This window comes from Nocardia sp. NPDC051911 (genome assembly GCF_040681035.1).
Classification (GTDB): Bacteria; Actinomycetota; Actinomycetes; order Mycobacteriales; family Mycobacteriaceae; genus Nocardia; species Nocardia sichangensis.
This window is the reverse complement of sequence record NZ_JBFAXY010000009.1, coordinates 237255-257989: the sequence shown is the minus strand read 5'-3', so window position 1 is coordinate 257989 and position 20735 is coordinate 237255. Positions and strand designations below refer to the sequence as shown.

Here is a 20735-nt window from a genome sequence, read left to right as displayed (position 1 = left end):
CGGTGACGGGCCGATGCTCGCTGCTGCGCCAAGCGTCGATCAGCCAGGAGCGACCACCGCTGGCGACTTCGTCGCGGACGCGGTGGTCGCGCAAACGCGAGCCGGGCCGCGAACGGCGCATGCTCGGGCGCCTGAGCCAACGGTTCGTATTCCCGAGCGAAGGCCTGCCGAGGTGTGCGAATGACCTCAGGCGTGGCTGCCCCACGGGCCGCTGCCGCGGCATAGGGTCGGGATCATGAGCGAGGAGACGCAGTACCGCATCGAGCACGACACCATGGGCGAGGTCCGGGTTCCGGTGGACGCTTTGTGGCGGGCGCAGACCCAGCGGGCCGTGGAGAACTTCCCGATCAGCGGACGCGGCTTGGAGCGGGCACAGATTCGCGCGCTCGGCTTGCTGAAGGCCGCGTGTGCCACGGTCAACCGCGATTTGGGGCTGCTCGATCCCGTGAAGGCCGATGCCATCATCGCCGCGGCGAACGAGATCGCGCGTGGCGAACACGACGATCAGTTCCCGATCGACGTCTTCCAAACCGGTTCCGGCACCAGCTCGAACATGAACGCCAACGAGGTGATCGCCTCGCTCGCCAAGGCGAAGGGCGTCACCGTCCACCCGAACGACGACGTGAACATGTCCCAGTCGTCCAACGACACCTTCCCCACCGCAACGCATCTCGCCGCCACCGAAGCGGTCATCACCGATCTGGTTCCCGCGCTGGAGCATCTGCGGCTGGCGTTGCTGGACAAGTCCACGGAATGGCGCACCGTGGTGAAGTCCGGCCGCACGCACCTGATGGACGCCGTCCCGGTGACCCTCGGCCAGGAGTTCGGCGGCTACACCCGGCAGGTCGCCGCGGGCATCGACCGCATCATGGCCACGCTCCCGCGGCTCGGCGAGCTGCCCATCGGCGGCACGGCGGTCGGCACCGGGCTGAACGCGCCCGAGGGTTTCGGCGCGAAGGTCGTCACGGAACTCGTGCGCGCCACCGACATCGATGCGCTGCGCGAGGCCGAGGACCACTTCGAGGCGCAGGCCGCGCGCGACGGTCTGGTCGAGGCGTCCGGCGCGCTCCGCACGATCGCGGTGAGCCTGACCAAGATCGCCAACGACATTCGCTGGATGGGCTCTGGTCCGCTCACCGGCTTGGCCGAGATCCAGCTGCCGGATCTGCAACCGGGCAGCTCGATCATGCCCGGCAAAGTGAACCCGGTGCTGCCCGAGGCGGTGACCCAGGTGGGCGCGCAGGTGATCGGCAACGATGCCGCGGTGGCGTTCGCGGGCGCGAACGGCGCATTCGAGCTGAACGTGTACATCCCGGTGATGGCGCGCAACCTGCTGGAGTCGATCCGCCTGCTGGCCAACGTCTCCCGGCTGTTCGCCGACAAGTGCGTGCGCGGCCTGGTCGCCAATGTCGAGCACCTGCGCACGCTCGCCGAGTCGTCGCCTTCGATCGTGACGCCCCTGAACTCGGCGATCGGCTACGAGGAGGCGGCGGCGGTCGCGAAGGAAGCGCTGCGGGAGAAGAAGACCATCCGCCAGACGGTCATCGACCGCGGCCTGCTGGACGAGAAGCTGACCGAGGAGGAACTCGACCGCCGCCTCGACGTGCTCGCCATGGCGAAGGTGAAGGAGCAGGACTGACCCGCGCCGAAACGAACGCCACCTCGGTAGCCGGAAGGCTGTCGAGGTGGCGTTCGTGCGCTGCGCCCGGGGATGCGGATCAGTCGCGCAAGTGCGCGAGCTCCTCGCGCGCCTGCTCCCCTTCCGGACCGAAATCGGTGCGGGTGAAGATGTTCCACCGCTTCAGCAGCGGGGCGAACACCAACTCACCCTCCTTGGCGCGGTCGTAGATGCCCGCCTCGGCGAGCACCACATCGCTGTCGCGGCCGTCCGGCAACGTCACCGTCGGGACCTCGAAGCCCGCGACCCGGTCGGCGATGGCCCGCACGGTCTGGTCCGGCGCCAGATCGAGCGCGGCGGAGACCAGGTCGGCGAAGAACACCGACTGCAGTTCGTCGTCCAGCGCGATGCGCTCGGCGATGGCGGTGACCAGGGGGTTCTCCTCGAGCGCCGCGATGTTGCGGTGCCGGATCGCGCTGGCGGCCTCTTCGAACGCGCAGGTCGCCAGCACGTCGAGCAAGTGCATCGCCGGGCGGCGGAAGCCCTTGGTCATGTGCTCCATGCGCAGCCGCTCCAGTTCCACCGGATCGACGGACCTGGTCACCATGAGGTAGTTGCGGATGGTGATCTCGTGGCGGTTCTCCTCGGCCGTCCAGCGGCCGACCCAGCGCCACCACGCGCCGGTGCGCAGGTACTTGCCGATCTCGCGGTGATACGAGGGCAGGTTGTCGGCGATCAGCACCGAAACGGTCAACGCCAGCTTGGCGGTTTCGCCGAGCTCGGACTGCTCCGCCGCCCAGTCGGTACCGCCGAGGAAGGCGAAGTTGCGCCCGTCGTCCCACGGCACGAAATCGTGCGGCTGCCACCCATCGGCGGCGTCCACGTGCTTACGCAGCAGCAGTTCTACGTCCACCGCGAGCGATTCGAGCAATTCGCGATCGGTCAGGAGAGTTTGCACCGAGATAACCTAGCGGCTTGGCCCGCGGAGCGGGGCGGATGGATGGGATTCACAGGCAACCGAGACCACACCGCGATCCCGGACGCCGAGTATCTGGTTCCTACTTCGGCGTGACCGTGATAGTACCGTTCACCCAGGTGATGGTGCCGCCGGTGAAGTCGCTCTGCTTGCCGCCGGGGATGTCCTTCTCGTCGCTGATCGGGTAGCCGAGCTGTCCCTGCGCGCCGCCGTTGTCTTCCCAGGCCTTGCGGATCTCACCCCAGACGACGTGCGCTTCGCCCTCCTTGGGTTCGTAGATCGTGCCGCCCGTGAAGTCCTGGTAGTGCCCCTCGTCGGGTGCGTCCTCTTCGGCCTGCAGCGGTGCGCCGAGCGGACCGGTCGGGCCGCCGAGCTGCACATACTTGTCGTAGATGGCGCCGGAGACGGCGATCTCCCCCGCCGGGGTCGCGATCTTGGTCGTCGCCTCGGCCGCGCCCGTGGTCGTCGGGCCGGCGCCGGTGTGCGTGGTCATCCCGGCGGTGGTGGTGGGGCTCGCGATCGAGGTGACCATACCGGTCATGCTGGCCATACCGGTCTTGGCGCCGTTGTCTTTGTTGTCGTCGCCGCCGCAGCCGGCCAGGACCAGCCCTGCCGCGGCGAGTACTGCGGTGAATCCAGCCGTTCGTCGAGCGAAGTGGTGCATGTCCATCCTCTCGCTGTGGGCTGCCGGCGCACCACGGATTCCGTGACGACGCCGCGCATAGTCTCGGCCGTTGGTCAGACGATGACCCGGTGACCGACGAGCGGCCACCGGGTCATATCGAACTGCTATCGCGGCCGATGATACCCACCGGACATGCGGTGAAACACGCCGTCGAACGGCGTCGCGGGATCAGGCGTTGGGGCCGTACTCCTCCAGCATCTCGGTGACCAGCGCCGCGATCGGCGAGCGCTCGCTACGGGTCAGCGTGATGTGCGCGAAGAGCGGATGGCCCTTGAGTTTCTCGACCACCGCCGCGACCCCGTCGTGCCTGCCGACGCGCAAGTTGTCGCGCTGGGCCACGTCGTGGGTGAGCACCACCCGCGAGCCGGTTCCCAGACGGCTGAGCACCGTGAGCAGCACATTCCGCTCCAACGACTGGGCTTCGTCCACGATCACGAAGGAGTCGTGCAGCGACCGCCCGCGAATGTGGGTCAGCGGCAACACCTCCAGCATGTCGCGGCTGAGCACCTCCTCCATCACCTCGCGGCTGGCCAGCCCGTCGAGCGTGTCGAAGACCGCTTGCGCCCAGGGGCCCATCTTCTCGCTCTCGGTGCCGGGCAGATAGCCCAGGTCCTGGCCGCCCACCGCGTACAGCGGGCGGAAGACCACCACCTTGCGCTGCGTGCGCCGTTCCAGCACCGCCTCCAGGCCCGCCGTCAACGCCAGCGCCGACTTGCCGGTCCCGGCCCGGCCACCGAGCGAGACGATGCCGACGCTCTCGTCCAGCAGCAGGTCGAGTGCGATGCGCTGCTCGGCGGAACGCCCGTGCAGCCCGAACGCCTCGCGCTCGCGGACCAATTGCACCCGCTTGTCCGGCGTGATCCGGCCCAGCGCACTCGAGCTGACGCCGAGCAGCCGGACGCCGGTGTGGCAGGGCAGTTCTCGCGCTTCGTCGAGATCGATCACCGACTCGGCGTAGAGCTGATCGATGCGCGCCGTGCTGACGTCGAGCTCGACCATGCCGGACCAGCCCGAGGTCACCACGTCCTGCGCGTGGTACTCGTCGGCGTGCAAGCCCACCGCACTGGCCTTGACCCGCAGCGGAATGTCCTTGGACACCAACACCACTTCGCGGCCCTCGGCCGCGAGATTGAGCGCACAGGCCAGGATCCGCGAGTCGTTGGTGTCGGTGCGGAAGCCGACCGGAAGGACCGCGGGATCGGTGTGGTTCAGTTCCACCTGCAACGTTCCGCCCTCGGTGCCGATCGGCACCTGCTGATCCAGCCTGCCGTGTTGCAGGCGCAGATCGTCCAGATTGCGCAAAGCTTCTCGCGCGAACCAGCCCAGCTCGTGGTGGTGCCGTTTGGCTTCGAGTTCACTGATGACCACCAGGGGTAACACCACGTCGTGTTCGCCGAACCGCGTGAAGGAACCGGGATCCGACAGCAGGACGGAGGTGTCGATGACGAAGGTTTTGCCGGGTAATTGCGAGGGGCGGGCCCCCTTCGCGGCGGCTCCGCCTTTCGCGGAGCGGGAGTTCGCCGAGGGAGCGGAAACGGAGCGTGCAGCAGTCACGGTGGGCTCCTCTGTGTTCATGCGGCAGTCGCACGAACGATCTCGCTGGACCGGTCCGTCCTGATGGACCCGACGTTGCCGTCAGATGCCACGAGGGCCGGGCTCCGGCCCCCTCGTACTGAGTAGCTCAGTCACGGTCAGGACCTCCCGTACGAGCCACACCGCCGCGGCCCGCACACCCGACGCTACCTCCGATTCCGGTGTCCGCGCTCGGGGACTGCGAGGCGTGTCCGTGAACATGTCGTAAACCCGCACGTCGCGAGGGTTCAGCGCAGCACGTCGAGCAACACCGGAACATGGCTGTGCGCCGGATCCTGTACGGCCGTGAGCAATGTCACCGGAGCTTCGGCTGCCAGGGCACGCAAATCCCGCAAATCTTGCTGAACCTCCGGCGCGGCGAGTTCGGCACGGTAGCGGCGGGCGAATTCCGGGCCGCGCGCGTCCCGGTCGGCGTGGAACCAGCGCCGCAATTCGGTGGTCGGGGTGAGCGCTTTGGGCCAGCGATCGACCCGCGCTTGCGCTTTGGTGATGCCCCTCGGCCAGAGCCGGTCGACCAGCACCCGGGTGCCGTCGTCGGGGTCTGGATCGTCGTAGACGCGCTTGATCCGGAAGCCGGGCCGGGGTTGCGGTGTCATAGCGGTTATCGCAGCACGACGTCCGGGCCGGGACGGGATTCGCCACGCGGTCGCTGTCGCCCGATTCGGCGGATAGAGTCGCTGGTATGTCCGGTAACGAGGATTTGGAGAAGCTGTCGTCGAAGGAGCTGCACGACCGGGCGATGAAGCTCGCCGTGCGGCGGGGGGATGTGAAGTTCCTGTGGCGGCTGCTCACGTCGATCCCGGCCGCGGAGGCCGCCGCGGGCAATGTCGGCGAAAGCGAGGCGGACATCAAGTACGTGCTGCCCATGCTCGACGACTACGTCCACGCCGGTGACGGCGCGGTGGCCGAGGTGCTGCGACCGGTCTATCTGGACTACCTGGCCCAGCACTCCTGAGACCAGGTCAGCGGCGGGTGAGCGCCGCGCGCCAGAGGCCGACAGCCGTGCCGCGCAGGAAGTTCGCCCAACCGAAGTGGTCGTGCCACAAGATGATTCGGCCGTCGCGTAGCCGGAAGGTGCCGGTCACCCAGAACCCGACGCGCACCGGACCGAAGCGCAGGTAGTCGGTGCGGTCGGTGAGCACGACGTCGCCGTCGGCGGCGATGTGGTGCATGTCCACTCCGAAGCCGAGCCAGTCGCGGCGCAGGCCGCGCAGCACGCCGCCGACCCGGCGGATGCCCTTCACATCGGGCAGCGAGGTGTTCTTCCAGACGATGTCGGGGTGCAACAGGTCGATCGCCTCCTCCGAGGCGCCCATTTCCAGCGCGGCGAAGAACTCCCGCACCGTGGTGGTCGAGTCCTGTTTCAGGTCGGGTTCGTCGGTCATGGTCCGAGCGTAGGCCGCTGCGGTCACCCGCGGCGCGCGATGAGCACGGCCAGTCCGTCGAGGATGCGCTCGATGCCGAACTTCAGCGCGCCGTCCCCGCCCGCGGCCGCGCCGCCCTCGGCGAACGCGGCGACCGCGGCCGGATATCGATCGGCCGCGGCGGCCACCATTTCGGCGAACTGAGCCGCTATCTGCTTCTCGAATTCGTCGGCGTCCGCCAGTCGCACCTGCTGCGCCAGGCTGCGGGCATGCCCGGTCAGCAGGACGATCGTGTCCAGCCGTTCGGCGGCGGTGAGCCCGGTCCCGGCGAGCGCGCCGAGCGCGGACTCCATCCATGCGACTTCATTCGGGCCGACCGGCCGCAAACCGACCGACACCTCCATCGACCAGGGGTGGGCGCTGAAGCGCGCGTAGATCGTCTCGCACCACACGCGCAGCAGGTCGCGCCAGTCGTTCTCCGACGCCTCCTCGCCCGCGCTCAGTTCCGGCGGCGCGCCCAGCGCCGTGTCCAGCATCAGTGCGACGAGTTCGGCCTTGCCCGGCACGTAGCGGTACAGCGACATCTTGGTGAAGCCGAGGCGCTCGGCCAGCCGCTGCATGGACAGGTTCGCCAGCCCTTCGGCGTCGGCCAGCGCGACGGCCTCCGCGACGATCCGCTCCAGCGACAGCGCGGGCTTCGGTCCGCGCTTGGGCCGCTGACCGGTACCCCAGAGCAGTTCCAGTGTGGTCGGTGTCGGCATGCCCGAAATCCTTCCGGAGAACGTCTTGACGTGAAACTGTGTCTACCATACGCTAATCAGCGTCCATCGGATACAGTTTCCATCGGACGCAGATTTGAGACGAGGAGAACTCCATGCGCAACACCACCGTGCTCATCTCCGGCGCGAGCGTCGCCGGACCCGCGCTGGCCTACTGGCTGCACCGCTACGGCTTCGCGGTCACCGTCGTCGAGCGCGCTCCGGCGTTGCGCCCCGGCGGTCAGGCGATCGACTTCAAGGGCAGCACCCACCGCACCGTGCTGGAACGGATGGGCGTGCTGGACGACATCGAGCAGCGCAAGACGGGCACGACCGACACCGTCTTCGTGGACGAGCGGGGCGCCGAGCTGGCGCTGATGTCGGGTGATTTCACCGGCGGCGATGTGGAGATCCTGCGCGGCGACCTTGCCGAGATCTTCTACCGGCGCACCGCCGACCGTTGCGAATACCTGTTCGGCGATTCGGTCACCGCGCTCACCGAGACCTCGGCCGGCGTGCACGTCGAGTTCGAGCACGCGGCCGCCCGCACCTTCGATCTGGTCTTCGGCGCCGACGGCATCCACTCCCGGGTCCGCAGGTTGGCGTTCGGTCCCGAGCGGGACTTCGTGAAGCACCTGGGCTACTACTACGCCGTCGCGGGCGCCAGCCCGTGGAGCGGCAAGACCACCGGACCGCGCGAGCGGGTGGTCGCCCGCGGCCACAACGCTCCCGGCCGACTCGCGGTCAGCGGCGGACCGAAGGCGCAGCAGATGTACATGTTCGCCGCGCCCGAGCTCGACTACGCCCGCGACGACATCGCCGCTCAGCAGCGCATCCTCGCCGAGACCTTCGCCGGAGTCGGGTGGGAGGTGCCGCGAATGCTCGCCGAACTCACCCAATTCGGCGACTTCTACATGGACTCGATCAGCCAGGTCCAGATGCCCGACGGTTACACCAAAGGACGTGTCGCGCTGGTCGGCGACTCCGGGTACGGGAACACCCTCGGCGGCTTCGGCACCGGGCTCGCCGTGGTCGGCGCGTACGTCATCGCGGGGGAACTGGCCTTGGCGGGCGGCGACCACACTGTCGCCTTCGCTCGCTACGACGAGCACATGAAGCGCTACGCGAAGATCGCGGGCAACAGCAACGCGGGTCGCTTCCTGGCCCCGAAGACCGCGCGGGGCATCAAGATGCGCAACTGGTTCCTCGGTTCCCGGATGTTCGCGCTGATGGCGAAATTCGGCGACAACGCCGCCAACGACATCGATCTGCGGGACTACCCCGCGCTGGTCGCCGCGGCGAACGCGCGCTGACCGCTCGTCAGCGGCCTTGACAGCGATCGGCCCCGCCGCACCCGCCGGGGCCCGGCACAACATCCCAGTTGGGAACCGTCGCGCGGCCGACGACGAGCGGCGCGACGGGGCGACCAGAGGATTCGGCTGTGTTTCGATGGAACCGGAGCGAGACGGGTTGCGTCTATAAGGTCAGACGGCACTGACGGAAGGGGCGGCAATGGCGGACAGCCCGTTTCCCGGGTACATCGAAGCTGCGAAAACCGGGGCGTTGCGGGTGCGGATGGACCCGCAAGCCTTCGTGGACATCGACCGGGCCTGCCAGGAGTTGATCGACACGCTCGTCGCGGCACAAACCGACGCGCGCGAGCTCGGTGAGCGGCAGCGCTGGGGGCTGGGCGAAGACAATCCGAAGCTGACCTCCGCCCTCGAACTGGTGCGGCTGTTCCGCGAAAAGGCCTTCGGTGGCCCGAACAACGCCTTCGACACCCTCACCGAGTACATCTCCGTGGCGCAAGAGATCAAATCCATGTTCGAAGCCATCCGCGACGGCTACGTTCGGACCGATACGGAATTCGCGGCGGCACTGCGGGAGCTCAGCGTATGAAGGCCGGAACAGCCTTTCGAGCAATCGGATTCGTCGCGGGAGCGGCGAGCTCGGTCCTGCTCTCCGGATGCGGCGGGACGACATCGAACGATCCGGCCACATCGGCCACCGGCGCGACCGAGTCCCGTTCGAGCGCATCACCACAGACGAACGCACAGCCCGCGTTCGATCCCTGCACCGCACTCACACCCCATTTGCTCGCGGAGCGCCAGTGGGACTCGAGACCCCCGGAACCCAAACAGGACAGCCAGGGCGGCGTCACTTGGAGGGGGTGCCGGTATGTCGCACGGGCCGGGTACGGATTCGTCGTCGAGACCACCAACGGCACCATCGAACAGGTACGCAGCAAATACCCTGCTGCCGTGGATATCTCGGCGGGCGATCGGAAAGCCGTCCGCTACGAAGCCCGTCCGGACGTACCGGGCGGCTGCACGATCAACGTCGAAATGAGGTCCGGCTCGCTCTACATCCTGACGAATGTGCCGCAGACGTCGGCGAACAAGCACCTCGTCGCCTGCGATATCGCCACCGATATCGCCAGAGCAGTCGCACCGCTGCTGCCCGCGGGCAGCTGAACACCGGGGGAAGCGATCATGAGACAGACCGACGGACGCGCGATCACCGATCCGGAGAACGCGCAGAGTTTCTCACACGCGGAGATCAAACAGGCTGCCGAGGCGATGAATCCGGCCGCGCTCGACGGTGCGTTCGCCGCGTGGTCGGCCATCGCCGCTGCGGTGACGAACGCGGGCCAGCGCTTCGAGGACGCGATCAAGAACGCGGTGGAACAGCACTGGGAGGGGGCGGCGGCCGACAGCGCGGTCCGCGGCGTGCGAGATTACGCGGCGCGGGTGGGCGAACTCGGTGACGCACTCGGCGCGCAGAGTCTGCCGCTGTCGGCGGCGGCGGACGCCGCGGCGAAGTTCAAGCTGTCGGTGCCGGATGTGCTGGACACCTCGAATGGCACGGCCGATCCGGCACAGCGCAATTCGCGGGAGGAGCAGGCCCGCGACGAGATGAACACCCAGTACATCCAGCCGTACGGGGCCACCGCTCCGGCTATCCCGACGCTCCCGCCCCCGGTCGCTCCGGCCGCCGCGGCGCCGATCGGTGCCGAAACCGGCACGGGCGTGGAGACGAGCGCGGACGTCGGCTCGCAGGCCGTGGCGGGCGCCCGGTCCACGGACAACTCCCCATCCGGCAGCTCGCCTTCGGCCGCGGACACCGCCTCCCCCGCCGGTTCGGCGGACGACGGCGAGCAGGCGGACCAAGCGCAGCCGGAAGCCGAGAACACACCGCAAACCGTCACGTCTCAGGCGGTTTCCCAGAGCCAGGACGCCACGCCGACCACTCCGGCATCCACCGCCGCGAGGACGCCGACGTCCACTTCGGCCACATCGGTCGCGCCCTTCTCCTCGCCGCCGCCGCAAACGACGCCCACCACCGTCGTCCCGACCTCGTTCAACGGCAGACCGAACGGCACGCCGAGCAAGCCGGCCACCCCGGGCACGACCGGAACCCCGAACGCCTCGGACAACCAAGCGCGCCCGGGCACCTCTCGGCCCGCCCAGCCCACCGTCCCCGCCGCGGCGAACGGGCAACCCGCCGCACCGGGGCGCCCGGGAGCGACGGGCGCTTCGGGGTACCCGGGCATGATGCCGCCGGGGATGCGCGGCAGGCGCACGGACGACGACGAGCACAAGTCGCCGAAGTACCTGCGCACCGAGGAGCACGCGAAAGAGTTGCTCGGCGAGGTGAAACCGACGGTGCCGCCGGTACTCGGTGAGCAATGACGGCGCAGTGGTCACTGTCGGCCGAGCAGTTCGCCGCGGCGTGGTTCGCAACGGGCTTGGACCGCATGCCGTTTCCGTTCCGGTTCACCAGCCGCTTCCCCGGACTCAACGAGTACCAGGCGTATCAGCAGCAGTTCCGCGCCGAGCTCGGGCGGGACGAACGGCTGCCACTGCGCAGCGCGATCAGCACGCTGGCCGTTCCGGACTGGCGTATCGAGCTGTTCGGCTACGACAACACGCGTGCGGGCGTCGAACTGCGCGCCGTCGCCTGCGGCACCCGTTCCGGCTCCGGCGTGCTCGCCGTGCAGTCGCCCGCGCCGGACGGCGGCCGAGTCCGGTTGCGCCGCTGCCGGGTCGATCAGCTCGCCACCGAAGTGGTGCGCTTGCTCCCGGACGCCACGGCGGGAACGGTGGGTGAGAAGAGCTTCCTGCTCGACGATCTCAACGACGAGCGCCCCGATGTGTTCGGCAACGCGCCCGCCAGCCAGGCGAAAGAGCGTTACCGGCGCTTCTGGCGGCAGTCGTGCGCCACCCGCGGCACCGCCGTCGTGCTGCTCGGGCCGCGCAACGCCGAACCGCTGCGCACCGGCCGCCTCCGCTGGATCGACACGCCCGACGGCCGCTACTGCGAAGTGCCCGCGAACCGCGCCCTGATGATCCGGCCGGGTACCAGCGCCGATATCGCCCGGTACCTGGACGAGGCGATCGTGCGGGCGAAGGCGCGCATGGACAGGTAGTACCGGATCACCGCGCCGCGAGGTGGGCGGTGACGAGGGTGTCGAGCAGCACGTCGAGATCCGGCCACGGAAAACTCGGGCGATCCTGGCGCAGCATCACCAGACCGTGCAGGGCCGCCCACAGGCAAGCCGCGGTAGCGGTGGGATCGGCGCTGCCGGTGGCCGCCACCGCATCCACCAGGTGACGAAAAACCGGCAGGCCGGGCAATTGAGCATCGGTCGGTTCCCAGCCCGGGGTGCCCGCGGTCGCGAACAACACGCGGTAATGGCCGGGATGGTGCAAGCCGTATGCGCAGTAGGCCCGGCAGATCTCGCGCAGCCGAGTGGCAGCATCGCCGTCCGGCAGGGCCGTCAGCACGGCGCCGAACTCGGCGAAGCGAGCCTCATAAACCGCCGTCAGCAGTTCCCGTCGATCCGCGAAGTGCAGGTAAATGCTCTGCGGCGCGATGCCCACCGCGCGCGCGACGGCGCGCATCGATAGCGACTCCTGACCGTCCAGCGTCTCCAGCAGGCCACTCGCGGCCTCGATCAAGTCCTCGCGCAGTTTGCTTCCCGCACCGCGGGGGTTTCGATTCCTCTTCGGTGGCGGCACCTTGACAGATTAACAAGACGGGTGTCCACTAACAACTGTCAGCAGACACCCGTCTAGTCAGGAAATTCGATGTCGGTCAGTGTGACTCGCGTAGTGCATGCCAGCGTTCTGCTCGACTTCGGGGGAGCGAGAATTCTCACCGACCCGTGGCTGTCCGAGCGGCCCTTCTATCGGCAGGGTGAGCCGCGCAGCATTGCCACCGCCGCGGACCTGCCCGAACTGTCGGGCATCGTGATCAGCCACGGCCACTACGATCACTGCGATCTCGGCGCACTGGCGGCCTACCCCGACAAGTCCGTCCCGTTCGCGGTCGTCCGCGGCCTCGCATCCCGGGTCCGTGCCGCCGGATTCCGCAATGTCGTCGAGTTGGATCCGTGGGAGCAGACCCACCTCGGCCCGATCGAGGTCACCGCGGCGCCCGCACGTCACGGCGTACCGGAGATCACCTTCGTCCTGCGCGCCGACGGCACGAGCGTCTTCTTCGGCGGCGACACTTTGCGCATCGCCGAATTGGATGAGGTGGCCGTGCGCTATCCGGAACTCGACCTGGCGCTGCTACCGGTCAACGGTTTGCGCATCCGCCCCGCGTTCAACCGGCAGGTCGTCATGGACGCCGCGCAGGCCGCCGAACTCACCCGAGCCCTGCGCCCGCGCCTTGCCGTTCCCATCCACTACGCGTTCACCAGCGGCCCGATCGGCGACCGCGTGATGACGAAGGCCCAGCGCGACCCCGGGCTCTACATCGACGCATCCGCCGCTATCGCACCGGACACGTCCGTCCACGTCCTCGCCCCTGGACAACCGTTGATCGTGTCGTCCTGAGCGCTCGGCGATTCAGCCCAGCAGGCGCCAGTCCTCCAGGCCGTCGTACAGCGGGACGTCCTTGGCCAGCTTGCTCACCCGGGCGCGCAACGCGTCCAGGTCGGCGCCACCGGCCAGCGCGCTCGCGATGATGTCGGCGACCTCGGCGAACTCGGTGTCGCCGAAGCCGCGGGTGGCCAGCGCGGCGGTGCCGATGCGCAGGCCGGAGGTGACCATCGGGGGACGCGGGTCGAACGGAACGGCGTTGCGGTTCACCGTGATACCGATCTCGTGCAGCAGGTCCTCGCCCTGCTGGCCGTCGAGTTCGGAATTGCGCAGGTCGACCAGCACCAAGTGCACGTCGGTGCCGCCGGTGAGCACGCTGATGCCCTTGCCCTTGACGTCGGCGGCGGTGAGCCGCTCGGCCAGGAGTTTCGCGCCGGACAGGGTGCGCTCCTGGCGATCCTTGAACTCCGCGCCCGCGGCGATCTTGAACGCGACGGCCTTGGCGGCGATGGCGTGCATGAGCGGGCCGCCCTGCTGGCCCGGGAACACCGAGCTGTTCAGCTTCTTGGCGTACTCCTGCTTGGCCAGGATCAGGCCGGAGCGGGGACCGCCGAGGGTCTTGTGCACGGTCGAGGACACCACGTCGGCGTAGGGCACCGGCGAGGGGTGCAGACCGGCGGCGACCAGACCGGCGAAGTGCGCCATGTCCACCCAGAGGTAGGCGCCGACCTCGTCCGCGATCGAGCGGAACGCCGCGAAGTCCTGGTGGCGCGGGTAGGCCGACCAGCCCGCCACGATCACCTTCGGACGCGCCTGCAAGGCGATGTCGCGCACCTCGTCCATGTCGACGCGGTGGTCTTCCTTGCTCACTCCGTACGAGTGCACCTCGTAGAGCTTGCCGGAGAAGTTCAAGCGCATGCCGTGGGTGAGGTGACCGCCGTGCGCGAGATCGAGACCGAGCAGCTTGTCGCCCGGGTCCATCAGCGACATCAGCACCGCGGCGTTCGCCTGCGCACCGGAATGCGGCTGCACGTTGGCGAATTCGGCGCCGAACAGCGCCTTGGCACGGTCGCGCGCCAAGGTCTCCACCACGTCGACGTGCTCGCAGCCGCCGTAGTAGCGCCGCCCCGGGTAGCCCTCGGCGTACTTGTTGGTCAGCACGCTGCCCTGTGCCTGCAGCACCGCGCGCGGCACGAAGTTCTCCGAGGCGATCATCTCGAGCGTGTCGCGTTCGCGGGCGAGCTCGCCTGCCATCGCGGCAGCGAGCTCCGGATCGAGCTCACCGAGAGACTGGGAATTGACAGAGGCGGTCGTCTGCGTCACGTGCCTCAGTCTATGGGCCGTCGGCGTTGTCCTCGAGCAGGGGGTTCACCCCTCTCGGTCGGCACAGGCTCGGCACGCGGTCCGCCGGACCACACTCGATCCGGTGGACAGGCGCTCAGCGGGACGCGCCGCCCTCCGGCAAGTAGTTCTCCAACAGCACCGCGAGATGCCGCTGGGCGTCTTCCAGCGGCCGGGTGGACTTCATCGCCCGCGACTGGACGATGGCTCCCTCCAGCGCGCTGAACACGAAACTGCCGAAGGAGCGCGCCTCTTCGGCGGACATACCCGCATCGGCGAGCGCCGAGCCGAGCCGCTCGTGCCAGTCGGCGAACACTTCGCCCGCCGCGGCCTGCACTCGCGGCTCGGACTCGGCCAGCGCCGCCCCGAGGATCGGGCACCCGGCGCGGTATCCGGTCCGCTCCAGTGTGGTGACCCACCAGCCGAGCAACGAATCGAACCAGCCCGGAGGCGGCGCGGCGGTGATCTTCTCGACCACTCCGGCGATCCGGGCTCCCGCGACCCGGGTGGCGGCCTCGACCAACTCACCTTTGCCTGCGGGAAAGTGCTGGTAGAGCGAGTTGCGCGAGGCCTTGCCGCGTTCGAGTAAGGCGGCCAGTCCGGCGGCGTGCACGCCCTGCTCGCGAACGAGTTCGATGGCGCTTTCGATCAGCCTGGTGCGCGGCCCTGCGGTCATGCGAGTTCCTTGCTCACTGTTGCGTGAACCGATCGGTCCATGTTGCAATCATGTCAGATGTGGACCGATCGGTTCATCGAAAGGATGCGATTCATGTCCGAAACCACCGTCGACCCGACTCAGCTGTCCGGTCTGGAACTCCTGCGTGTCGCGATGACCAGAACGGATCGCCCGCCGTTCATCGGTGACCTGCTCGGCATGGAGGTCGATGAGCTCGAGCACGGCAAGGTGGTCTTCGCGCTGCGCACCCGGCCCGATTTCGCCAACCCGCTCGGCACCACACACGGCGGCATCTGCGCCACCCTGCTCGACTCGGTGATGGGCTGCGCGGTGCACACCACCCTGGAGCCAGGCGTCGGCTACACGACGCTGGAACTGAAGATCAACTACATCCGGGCCGTGCCCACCGACGGACAGCGGCTCACCGCCACCGGCACCACGATCCACCTCGGGCGCACCACCGCGACCGCCGAGGGACGCGTGGTCGACGAGCAGGGCCGCCTGGTCGCGCACGCCACCACCACCTGCGCCATTTTCCGCCCACATCGATCCTGAGGAGAACTGTCATGGCGGGACGAACACCGAGCGCCGCGGTACGCAAATTCCGGCGCGAACGCCTCATCGGCCGCTACCTGGTGAACCCGGCCGTCGGCCTGCTCGACCGGCTCGGCATCCGGTCGCCGCTGATCGCCGAACTGGAGACGGTCGGCGCGAGATCCGGTCAGCCCCGGCGGGTGCCGGTCACCGCGTCGATCGACGAGACCGGCGCGTGGCTGATCTCGCAGCACGGTTATCGGTCCGGCTGGGCCCGCAACATCGCCGCCGACCCGCACATCAGGCTGCGGCTGGGCACAGAGTGGCGCACCGGAACGGCCTCCTTCGTGCCCGAGGACGATGTGGTGGCTCGCTCGCGCACCTTCGCCAAGGGCCGCGTCTCGGCCGCCGTCGCCGAGCGAACGATGAAAGCGCTGGAGAGCGATCCGATCTCGGTGCGCATCACCTTCGCCGGAGCTTGACCGCGCACCGGAAATCCGCGACCGCTCGACAGACGCGGCGGCCGTGCGCGGACGATCGCGCCGAGGCCGCGACGTACGGCCGGGCCACCGATTCGGTTCCGTGGTGAGAGTTCGCAGCATCTCCACGGGCGGACAGAGTTGCGCGGCGATCCGGTAGCCTCACGCCGCCGCGCGTACCGCCCCGGGAGTGAGTGGCTCGTCGAGCAGCCTGCGGAAACGGTCGGCCCGGTCCTCGGCGTCGGCCGCGCGATCGAGCCAGCCGCCCAGCAACCGGTATCCCTCGACGTAGGTGGAGATGTAGGCCCGCCACAGCGGCGAGGACAGGAAGCGCAGCGACTGGCGCGCCCGCTCCGGCGTCGTCAGGCTCCAGGTCTGCAAGAACTCCGCCACCTCGTCGTGCGACCGGCCCCGGTCGTGCAGCAGCAGCGCGGCGTCCTGGCGCACGCTCAGCAGGTCTGCCGAGGCGTTCGAAAGGCGTTCGGCACGTTCGCCATCGAAGCGCAGCCCGAGATCCGCGTAGATCTCCTGCGCCCACTTGCCCCAGCCAGGGCCGACGATCGAACGCAACGCCAGATCGGCGAGCCCCTCGGCCATCAGGCACTGCGGCGTGTTCACCAGGAACAGCGTCTGCTCGGCCTGACCGGCGGCGACCAGCCCGGCTTCCTTGCGGCAGTGCTCGGTGTGGTGCCCCGGGTAGGACTCGTGCGCGATCAGCTGCGGCAGGTGCGCCATGTGCTGCTTCAGGTCGGAGTTGATCGCGACCCGGGAGTGGTAGTTGCCCAGGTAGTAGTTGAACCCGGACCAGGGCTTGTCGCCGACCACCTCGTAGGTGACGTGCTCGTGGTCGGGTAGCGGGTAGCGGGCGCGAACCAGCTCGCGCAACGCGCTGGAGAACGCCTCGACGCACACCGCCAACCGCTCCGGCGGGATCTCGTCGGCCTTGCGATGGGCGGCCACCCGCTCGGCCAGCGGACCGTCCCCGGCGAGCACCTCGTCCATCCGCCGGTGCGCGTCGCGGTAGTCGTCCACGTCACCGGGCGCGATGTCGACGTCGAAGTAGGCGCGCACCTCCTCGATGAAGCCGATGTCATCGCCCGCGAATTTCCGTCCGGAGCACTCCAGCGCGCGCAGGTGCACGTCGAGGAACTCGGCGCGCTCGGGCGCGAATCCGGCCTCCGGCACCGCGGCGCGCAACTCGGCGGCACGGCGAGCCAGCTCGCGCGGCTGCGGTGCGGGCGCGTTCCGCACCTCGCGGCGCAGCGCCGGATCACCGGTGTAGGCGTCGACGAATCCTTCCTCCAGCCGGTCGAAGGCGAGGCCGAGCCGCAGGTATTCGGTCACGAGCGGATGCGCTTCCATGCCAGCCGACATTAGCGGCTCACACCTGTGTCATCGAGTCGGTTACCAGCCGGTAGTGGTACCCCGCTCGGCCCACGATGCTGACGCAGAGCAGAATTCGCCTATGCGGCGACAGCTAGACCGAATCTCACCGGATCCGCACGGTAACCGTGCGTGTTTGCTGAAACGGAGTGTCGGGTAAATGGCACGAATGAGCGAGCCGAGTCCCTACGTGGAATTCGACCGGAAACAGTGGCGGACCCTGCGTAAATCGACTCCCCTGGTGCTCACCGAGGAAGAACTGGTCGGCCTGCGCGGTCTCGGGGAACAGATCGATCTCGAAGAAGTCGCGGAGGTGTATCTCCCGCTCGCTCGTCTCATCCACCTGCAGGTGGCCGCTCGTCAGCGACTGTTCGCCGCGACCGCGACATTTCTCGGCGAAACCCATCCCGACCAGCAGGTACCGTTCGTGATCGGCGTCGCGGGCAGCGTCGCGGTCGGCAAGTCCACCACCGCGCGCGTACTGCAAGCGCTGCTGGCGCGCTGGGATCACCACCCGCGGGTCGACCTGGTCACCACCGACGGATTTCTCTATCCCACCGCGGAACTCACCCGGCGCGGCCTCATGCACCGCAAGGGTTTCCCGGAGAGTTACGACCGCCGCAGCCTGCTGCGATTCGTCACCGAGGTGAAATCCGGTGCGGCCGAAGTCTGCGCCCCGGTGTATTCGCACATCTCCTACGACATCGTGCCGAGCAAGCTGCACTGCGTGCGCCAACCCGACATTCTGATCGTGGAGGGGTTGAACGTGCTGCAGACCGGTCCGCGCCTGATGGTGTCGGACTTGTTCGACTTCTCGATCTACGTCGACGCGCGTATCGAAGACATCGAGAAGTGGTACGTGCGACGGTTTCTCACCTTGCGCAAGACCGCATTCGCCGACCCGAACGCGCATTTCCACCACTACTCCGGATTCACCGACGAGCAGGCGACCGCCGCCGCGCAGGAGATCTGGAACAACACCAACCGGCCGAATCTGGTGGAGAACATTCTGCCCACCCGCCCGCGCGCGACCCTGGTGCTGCGCAAGGACGCCGACCACAGCATCAATCGGCTGCGGCTACGGAAATTGTGATTCCGATTACAATTTCCACGCATCGTCGAGTCGCTGCGCGACATCGATATCGCGGACCGCGGCGATGTGCGGCTTACGGATCTCCGCGGAGATATAGCGGGCGACGAAACGCCTGATCTCGTGATCGACGCCGGCGAGGACGCGCAGCAGTTGCCCGCGCCGCGTGGCGGCGGCGACATCGATGTGCACGTCGGCAGGCCGCGGCTCCGCGATATCGATCACCACCCGCAGGGGCGCCGCCGTGCGTACCGTCAGGCGCAGGTGCACGGTGCCCTGTACGTGGAACCGGTGCCGGTCGACCGCCAGGTGCAGCAGCAGGTCGACCTCCAGCGGGATTATCAATTCGAACGCGATGGTCTCGTCGTCGCGACGGCTCAGCCTGGACGACCCGAGCCTGACCTTGGCGGTCACCTTGGCGAGTCGGCCGGGACCGACCCCGATGGGGCCGAAATCGAATGCGCTGCCGGTCAGCTGGTCGAACGCGCCCGCGATGCGCGCTTCGGAGGCGGCGTACTCCAGGAAGCGTCTACCGAAGTCCGCATAGCTGATCGAGTCGTCCGGTTCGCCCAGCGCGGGCCAGCGGTCGAGCGAGCTCATGAGACCGGACGGTACGCGAGAAGAACGATACCGGAGCGGGATTCAGCGCACCGACATCGAGTCAGACGCCGAAACGGCGATGACGCGCGGCGAAGTCGCGCAGCGCCCGCAGGAAATCCACCCGGCGGAACTCCGGCCAGTACGCCTCGGTGAACCATATCTCCGAGTATGCGCTCTGCCACAGTAGGAACCCGGACAGCCGCTGCTCGCCGGAGGTGCGAATCACCAGGTCCGGGTCCGGTTGGCCGGAGGTGTAGAGGTGCTGGCCGATGGCGTTCACGGTGATCGACTGGACCAGGTCCTCGCCGGTCTCGCCCGCCGCGATCTCCTGGCGGACCAGCGAGCGCACCGCGTCGGTGATCTCCTGTCTGCCGCCGTAGCCGACCGCGACATTGACGTGCACTCCGTTGCGGCCGTCGGTGCGCTCGGCCGCGGTGCGCATCCGCTTGGCGATCAGTTCGGGGAAGCCGTCGAGCGAGCCGACGATGCGCACGCTCCAGTTCTGCTCCGGCGCCGACAGCTCCTCGACCACGTCGGTGATGACCTCGAACAGCGTCTCCAACTCATCGGGATCACGCTGGAGATTCTCGGTGGACAGCAGGTAGACGGTCACCATCTCGATGCCCTCGGCCGCACACCAGCCGACCAGCTCGGCGATCTTCAGCGCGCCGACCCGATGGCCGTGACTGACGTCGGTGAAACCGTTCTCCCGCGCCCACCGGCGATTGCCGTCACACATCACCGCGACGTGCCGGGGATGCTGCTTGCCGGCCAGCTGCCTGGACAGCCGGGCCTCGTAGATGCGATACGGCAGACCCCGCACCTGACTCGGAAGTTCCACGCGGGCAACCCTACGCCTCGGCGACACGAACGCGGCATCGACCGCGATACGCCGGTACAGTGGCCAGGAGCACGCAAGTTACGGTTGCGTAGGTTACTGACGGGTTCAACTACCTCGTCTGCACTCGGTCCGGCGTTGGGCCGCGGAAAGACTGCTCCGGCTGTTCCCTTAGGAGGTACTCGTGTCCGAATCGGTCGGCGCCGCCGATGCGGCAACGGTCACACCGGTCCCCGCCACGGCGGGCGAAGCACTCGCCGAGGCGCTGGTCAAACCGCGCATGCGGGGCTGGATCCACACCTGGGCCGTCGGCGTCGCGGCGATCGCGGCCGTCGTGCTGATCGCCACCGCGGGCACGGTCTCGGCGACCGCGGGATGGTCGACGCTGATCTACGGGCTCACCGTGTGCGGGCTGTTCGGCGTCAGCGCGGTCTACCACCGGGTGACCTGGCCGACCGCCCGCGCTCGCATCCGGATGAAGCGAGCGGACCACTCGATGATCTTCCTGTTCATCGCGGGCAGCTACACCCCCTTCGCCCTGCTCGGCCTGCCCGGACGAACCGGGCAGACGCTGCTGGTCGTGGTCTGGGCGGGCGCGCTGGCCGGAGTGGCGCTCAAACTGCTGTGGCCCGGCGCTCCCCGCTGGGTCGGCGTTCCGCTCTATCTGTTGCTGGGCTGGGCCATCGTGCCGGTGGCCGGACAACTGAACGGCCAGATCGGCATCGCACCGCTGATTTTGTTGCTGATCGGCGGCCTGTTCTACAGCGGCGGCGCGATCCTCTACGCCACGAAATGGCCGAACCCGTGGCCGGGGGTTTTCGGGCACCACGAGTTCTTCCACGCGGCCACGGTGCTCGCGGCGTTGACCCACTACGCGGCGGTCTGGCTCGTCGTCCTGCGCTGAGCGCATAGAGTCGACCCGGAGGGCGGACGAGAGGGCGGCGCAGGCGATGGAACGGTCATCGAGATCGC

Annotated in this window: 24 protein-coding genes; 12 read left to right on the top strand and 12 right to left on the bottom strand. The window is 68.4% G+C overall.

The window, feature by feature from the left end:
* Positions 1-235: 235 nt before the first annotated feature.
* Positions 236-1639: a class II fumarate hydratase gene (locus AB0L97_RS14410; protein WP_364429105.1), complete on the top strand. Its 1404-nt coding sequence runs from the start codon at positions 236-238 to the stop codon at positions 1637-1639.
* A 79-nt stretch (positions 1640-1718) separates the two neighbouring features.
* On the opposite strand, the gene AB0L97_RS14405 is transcribed toward AB0L97_RS14410, so the two are convergent.
* The 4 genes from AB0L97_RS14405 to AB0L97_RS14390 all read right to left on the bottom strand — a co-directional run bounded on the left by AB0L97_RS14405 (position 1719) and on the right by AB0L97_RS14390 (position 5468).
* Positions 1719-2576 (bottom strand): acyl-ACP desaturase, encoded by an 858-nt coding sequence (locus AB0L97_RS14405; protein ID WP_355078608.1) that lies wholly within the window; start codon positions 2574-2576, stop codon positions 1719-1721.
* A 100-nt stretch (positions 2577-2676) separates the two neighbouring features.
* Positions 2677-3258, bottom strand: a complete 582-nt coding sequence (locus AB0L97_RS14400) for an esterase (RefSeq protein WP_364429101.1) — start codon at positions 3256-3258, stop codon at positions 2677-2679.
* A gap of 189 nt (positions 3259-3447) precedes the next feature.
* Positions 3448-4833: a PhoH family protein gene (locus tag AB0L97_RS14395; RefSeq protein ID WP_355078606.1), complete on the bottom strand. Its 1386-nt coding sequence runs from the start codon at positions 4831-4833 to the stop codon at positions 3448-3450.
* A 266-nt stretch (positions 4834-5099) separates the two neighbouring features.
* Positions 5100-5468 (bottom strand): DUF488 family protein, encoded by a 369-nt coding sequence (locus AB0L97_RS14390; protein WP_355078605.1) that lies wholly within the window; start codon positions 5466-5468, stop codon positions 5100-5102.
* 86 nt (positions 5469-5554) lie between these two features.
* Here AB0L97_RS14390 and AB0L97_RS14385 point away from each other — a divergent pair, with 86 nt between their 5' ends.
* Complete coding sequence (locus AB0L97_RS14385) at positions 5555-5827, top strand: hypothetical protein (protein WP_039800723.1); 273 nt, start codon at positions 5555-5557, stop codon at positions 5825-5827.
* 7 nt (positions 5828-5834) lie between these two features.
* On the opposite strand, the gene AB0L97_RS14380 is transcribed toward AB0L97_RS14385, so the two are convergent.
* Positions 5835-6257, bottom strand: a complete 423-nt coding sequence (locus AB0L97_RS14380) for a limonene-1,2-epoxide hydrolase family protein (protein ID WP_364429096.1) — start codon at positions 6255-6257, stop codon at positions 5835-5837.
* Between the two features lie 23 nt (positions 6258-6280).
* A complete protein-coding gene (locus tag AB0L97_RS14375; protein ID WP_355078603.1) occupies positions 6281-6997 on the bottom strand; it encodes a TetR/AcrR family transcriptional regulator in 717 nt (238 codons plus the stop codon).
* 113 nt (positions 6998-7110) lie between these two features.
* Between AB0L97_RS14375 and AB0L97_RS14370 the strand changes: the two genes are divergently transcribed.
* The 5 genes from AB0L97_RS14370 (at position 7111) to AB0L97_RS14350 (ending at position 11423) form a co-directional block, all read left to right on the top strand.
* Positions 7111-8307, top strand: coding sequence for an FAD-dependent monooxygenase (locus tag AB0L97_RS14370; RefSeq protein ID WP_364429092.1), 1197 nt, complete (start codon positions 7111-7113; stop codon positions 8305-8307).
* Positions 8308-8506: 199 nt separating this feature from the next.
* Positions 8507-8893, top strand: a complete 387-nt coding sequence (locus tag AB0L97_RS14365) for a hypothetical protein (RefSeq protein WP_364429089.1) — start codon at positions 8507-8509, stop codon at positions 8891-8893.
* Positions 8890-9468, top strand: a complete 579-nt coding sequence (locus AB0L97_RS14360; RefSeq protein WP_355078600.1) for a DUF3558 domain-containing protein — start codon at positions 8890-8892, stop codon at positions 9466-9468. The genes AB0L97_RS14365 and AB0L97_RS14360 overlap by 4 nt, the downstream gene beginning before the upstream one ends.
* A gap of 18 nt (positions 9469-9486) precedes the next feature.
* Positions 9487-10686 carry a hypothetical protein gene (locus tag AB0L97_RS14355; RefSeq protein WP_355078599.1) on the top strand — a complete coding sequence of 400 codons (1200 nt, stop codon included), beginning with the start codon at positions 9487-9489 and terminating at the stop codon, positions 10684-10686.
* Positions 10683-11423, top strand: coding sequence for an ESX secretion-associated protein EspG (locus AB0L97_RS14350; protein ID WP_355078598.1), 741 nt, complete (start codon positions 10683-10685; stop codon positions 11421-11423). Before AB0L97_RS14355 ends, AB0L97_RS14350 begins: the two co-directional genes overlap by 4 nt.
* Positions 11424-11430: 7 nt before the next feature.
* Here the strand turns inward: AB0L97_RS14350 and AB0L97_RS14345 are convergent, their stop codons facing one another.
* Positions 11431-12015 (bottom strand): TetR/AcrR family transcriptional regulator, encoded by a 585-nt coding sequence (locus AB0L97_RS14345; RefSeq protein ID WP_356966761.1) that lies wholly within the window; start codon positions 12013-12015, stop codon positions 11431-11433.
* A 69-nt stretch (positions 12016-12084) separates the two neighbouring features.
* Here AB0L97_RS14345 and AB0L97_RS14340 point away from each other — a divergent pair, with 69 nt between their 5' ends.
* A complete protein-coding gene (locus AB0L97_RS14340) occupies positions 12085-12837 on the top strand; it encodes an MBL fold metallo-hydrolase (protein ID WP_364429082.1) in 753 nt (250 codons plus the stop codon).
* 12 nt (positions 12838-12849) lie between these two features.
* Here the strand turns inward: AB0L97_RS14340 and glyA are convergent, their stop codons facing one another.
* Positions 12850-14145: a serine hydroxymethyltransferase gene (gene glyA, locus AB0L97_RS14335; protein WP_355078595.1), complete on the bottom strand. Its 1296-nt coding sequence runs from the start codon at positions 14143-14145 to the stop codon at positions 12850-12852.
* A gap of 115 nt (positions 14146-14260) precedes the next feature.
* Entirely contained in the window at positions 14261-14839 is a 579-nt protein-coding gene (locus AB0L97_RS14330; RefSeq protein WP_364429078.1) for a TetR/AcrR family transcriptional regulator, read from the bottom strand.
* A 93-nt stretch (positions 14840-14932) separates the two neighbouring features.
* Between AB0L97_RS14330 and AB0L97_RS14325 the strand changes: the two genes are divergently transcribed.
* Together AB0L97_RS14325 and AB0L97_RS14320 are read left to right on the top strand one after the other, a co-directional pair.
* The gene (locus tag AB0L97_RS14325) at positions 14933-15394 is read left to right on the top strand and encodes a PaaI family thioesterase (protein WP_355078593.1); all 462 of its coding nucleotides are present in this window, start codon (positions 14933-14935) and stop codon (positions 15392-15394) included.
* 11 nt (positions 15395-15405) lie between these two features.
* Positions 15406-15855, top strand: a complete 450-nt coding sequence (locus AB0L97_RS14320; protein WP_364429074.1) for a nitroreductase family deazaflavin-dependent oxidoreductase — start codon at positions 15406-15408, stop codon at positions 15853-15855.
* A gap of 159 nt (positions 15856-16014) precedes the next feature.
* Here AB0L97_RS14320 and AB0L97_RS14315 read toward each other — a convergent pair whose 3' ends face one another.
* Positions 16015-17214 (bottom strand): DUF885 domain-containing protein, encoded by a 1200-nt coding sequence (locus AB0L97_RS14315; RefSeq protein WP_364429071.1) that lies wholly within the window; start codon positions 17212-17214, stop codon positions 16015-16017.
* Positions 17215-17395: 181 nt separating this feature from the next.
* Here AB0L97_RS14315 and coaA point away from each other — a divergent pair, with 181 nt between their 5' ends.
* Positions 17396-18328: a type I pantothenate kinase gene (gene coaA / locus AB0L97_RS14310; protein ID WP_364429068.1), complete on the top strand. Its 933-nt coding sequence runs from the start codon at positions 17396-17398 to the stop codon at positions 18326-18328.
* A gap of 6 nt (positions 18329-18334) precedes the next feature.
* Here the strand turns inward: coaA and AB0L97_RS14305 are convergent, their stop codons facing one another.
* Together AB0L97_RS14305 and AB0L97_RS14300 are read right to left on the bottom strand one after the other, a co-directional pair.
* Positions 18335-18925, bottom strand: a complete 591-nt coding sequence (locus AB0L97_RS14305; RefSeq protein WP_364429065.1) for a hypothetical protein — start codon at positions 18923-18925, stop codon at positions 18335-18337.
* Positions 18926-18986: 61 nt separating this feature from the next.
* Positions 18987-19766: an isoprenyl transferase gene (locus AB0L97_RS14300; RefSeq protein ID WP_355078588.1), complete on the bottom strand. Its 780-nt coding sequence runs from the start codon at positions 19764-19766 to the stop codon at positions 18987-18989.
* A 262-nt stretch (positions 19767-20028) separates the two neighbouring features.
* Between AB0L97_RS14300 and AB0L97_RS14295 the strand changes: the two genes are divergently transcribed.
* Positions 20029-20667: a hemolysin III family protein gene (locus AB0L97_RS14295; protein ID WP_355078661.1), complete on the top strand. Its 639-nt coding sequence runs from the start codon at positions 20029-20031 to the stop codon at positions 20665-20667.
* Positions 20668-20735: the final 68 nt, after the last annotated feature.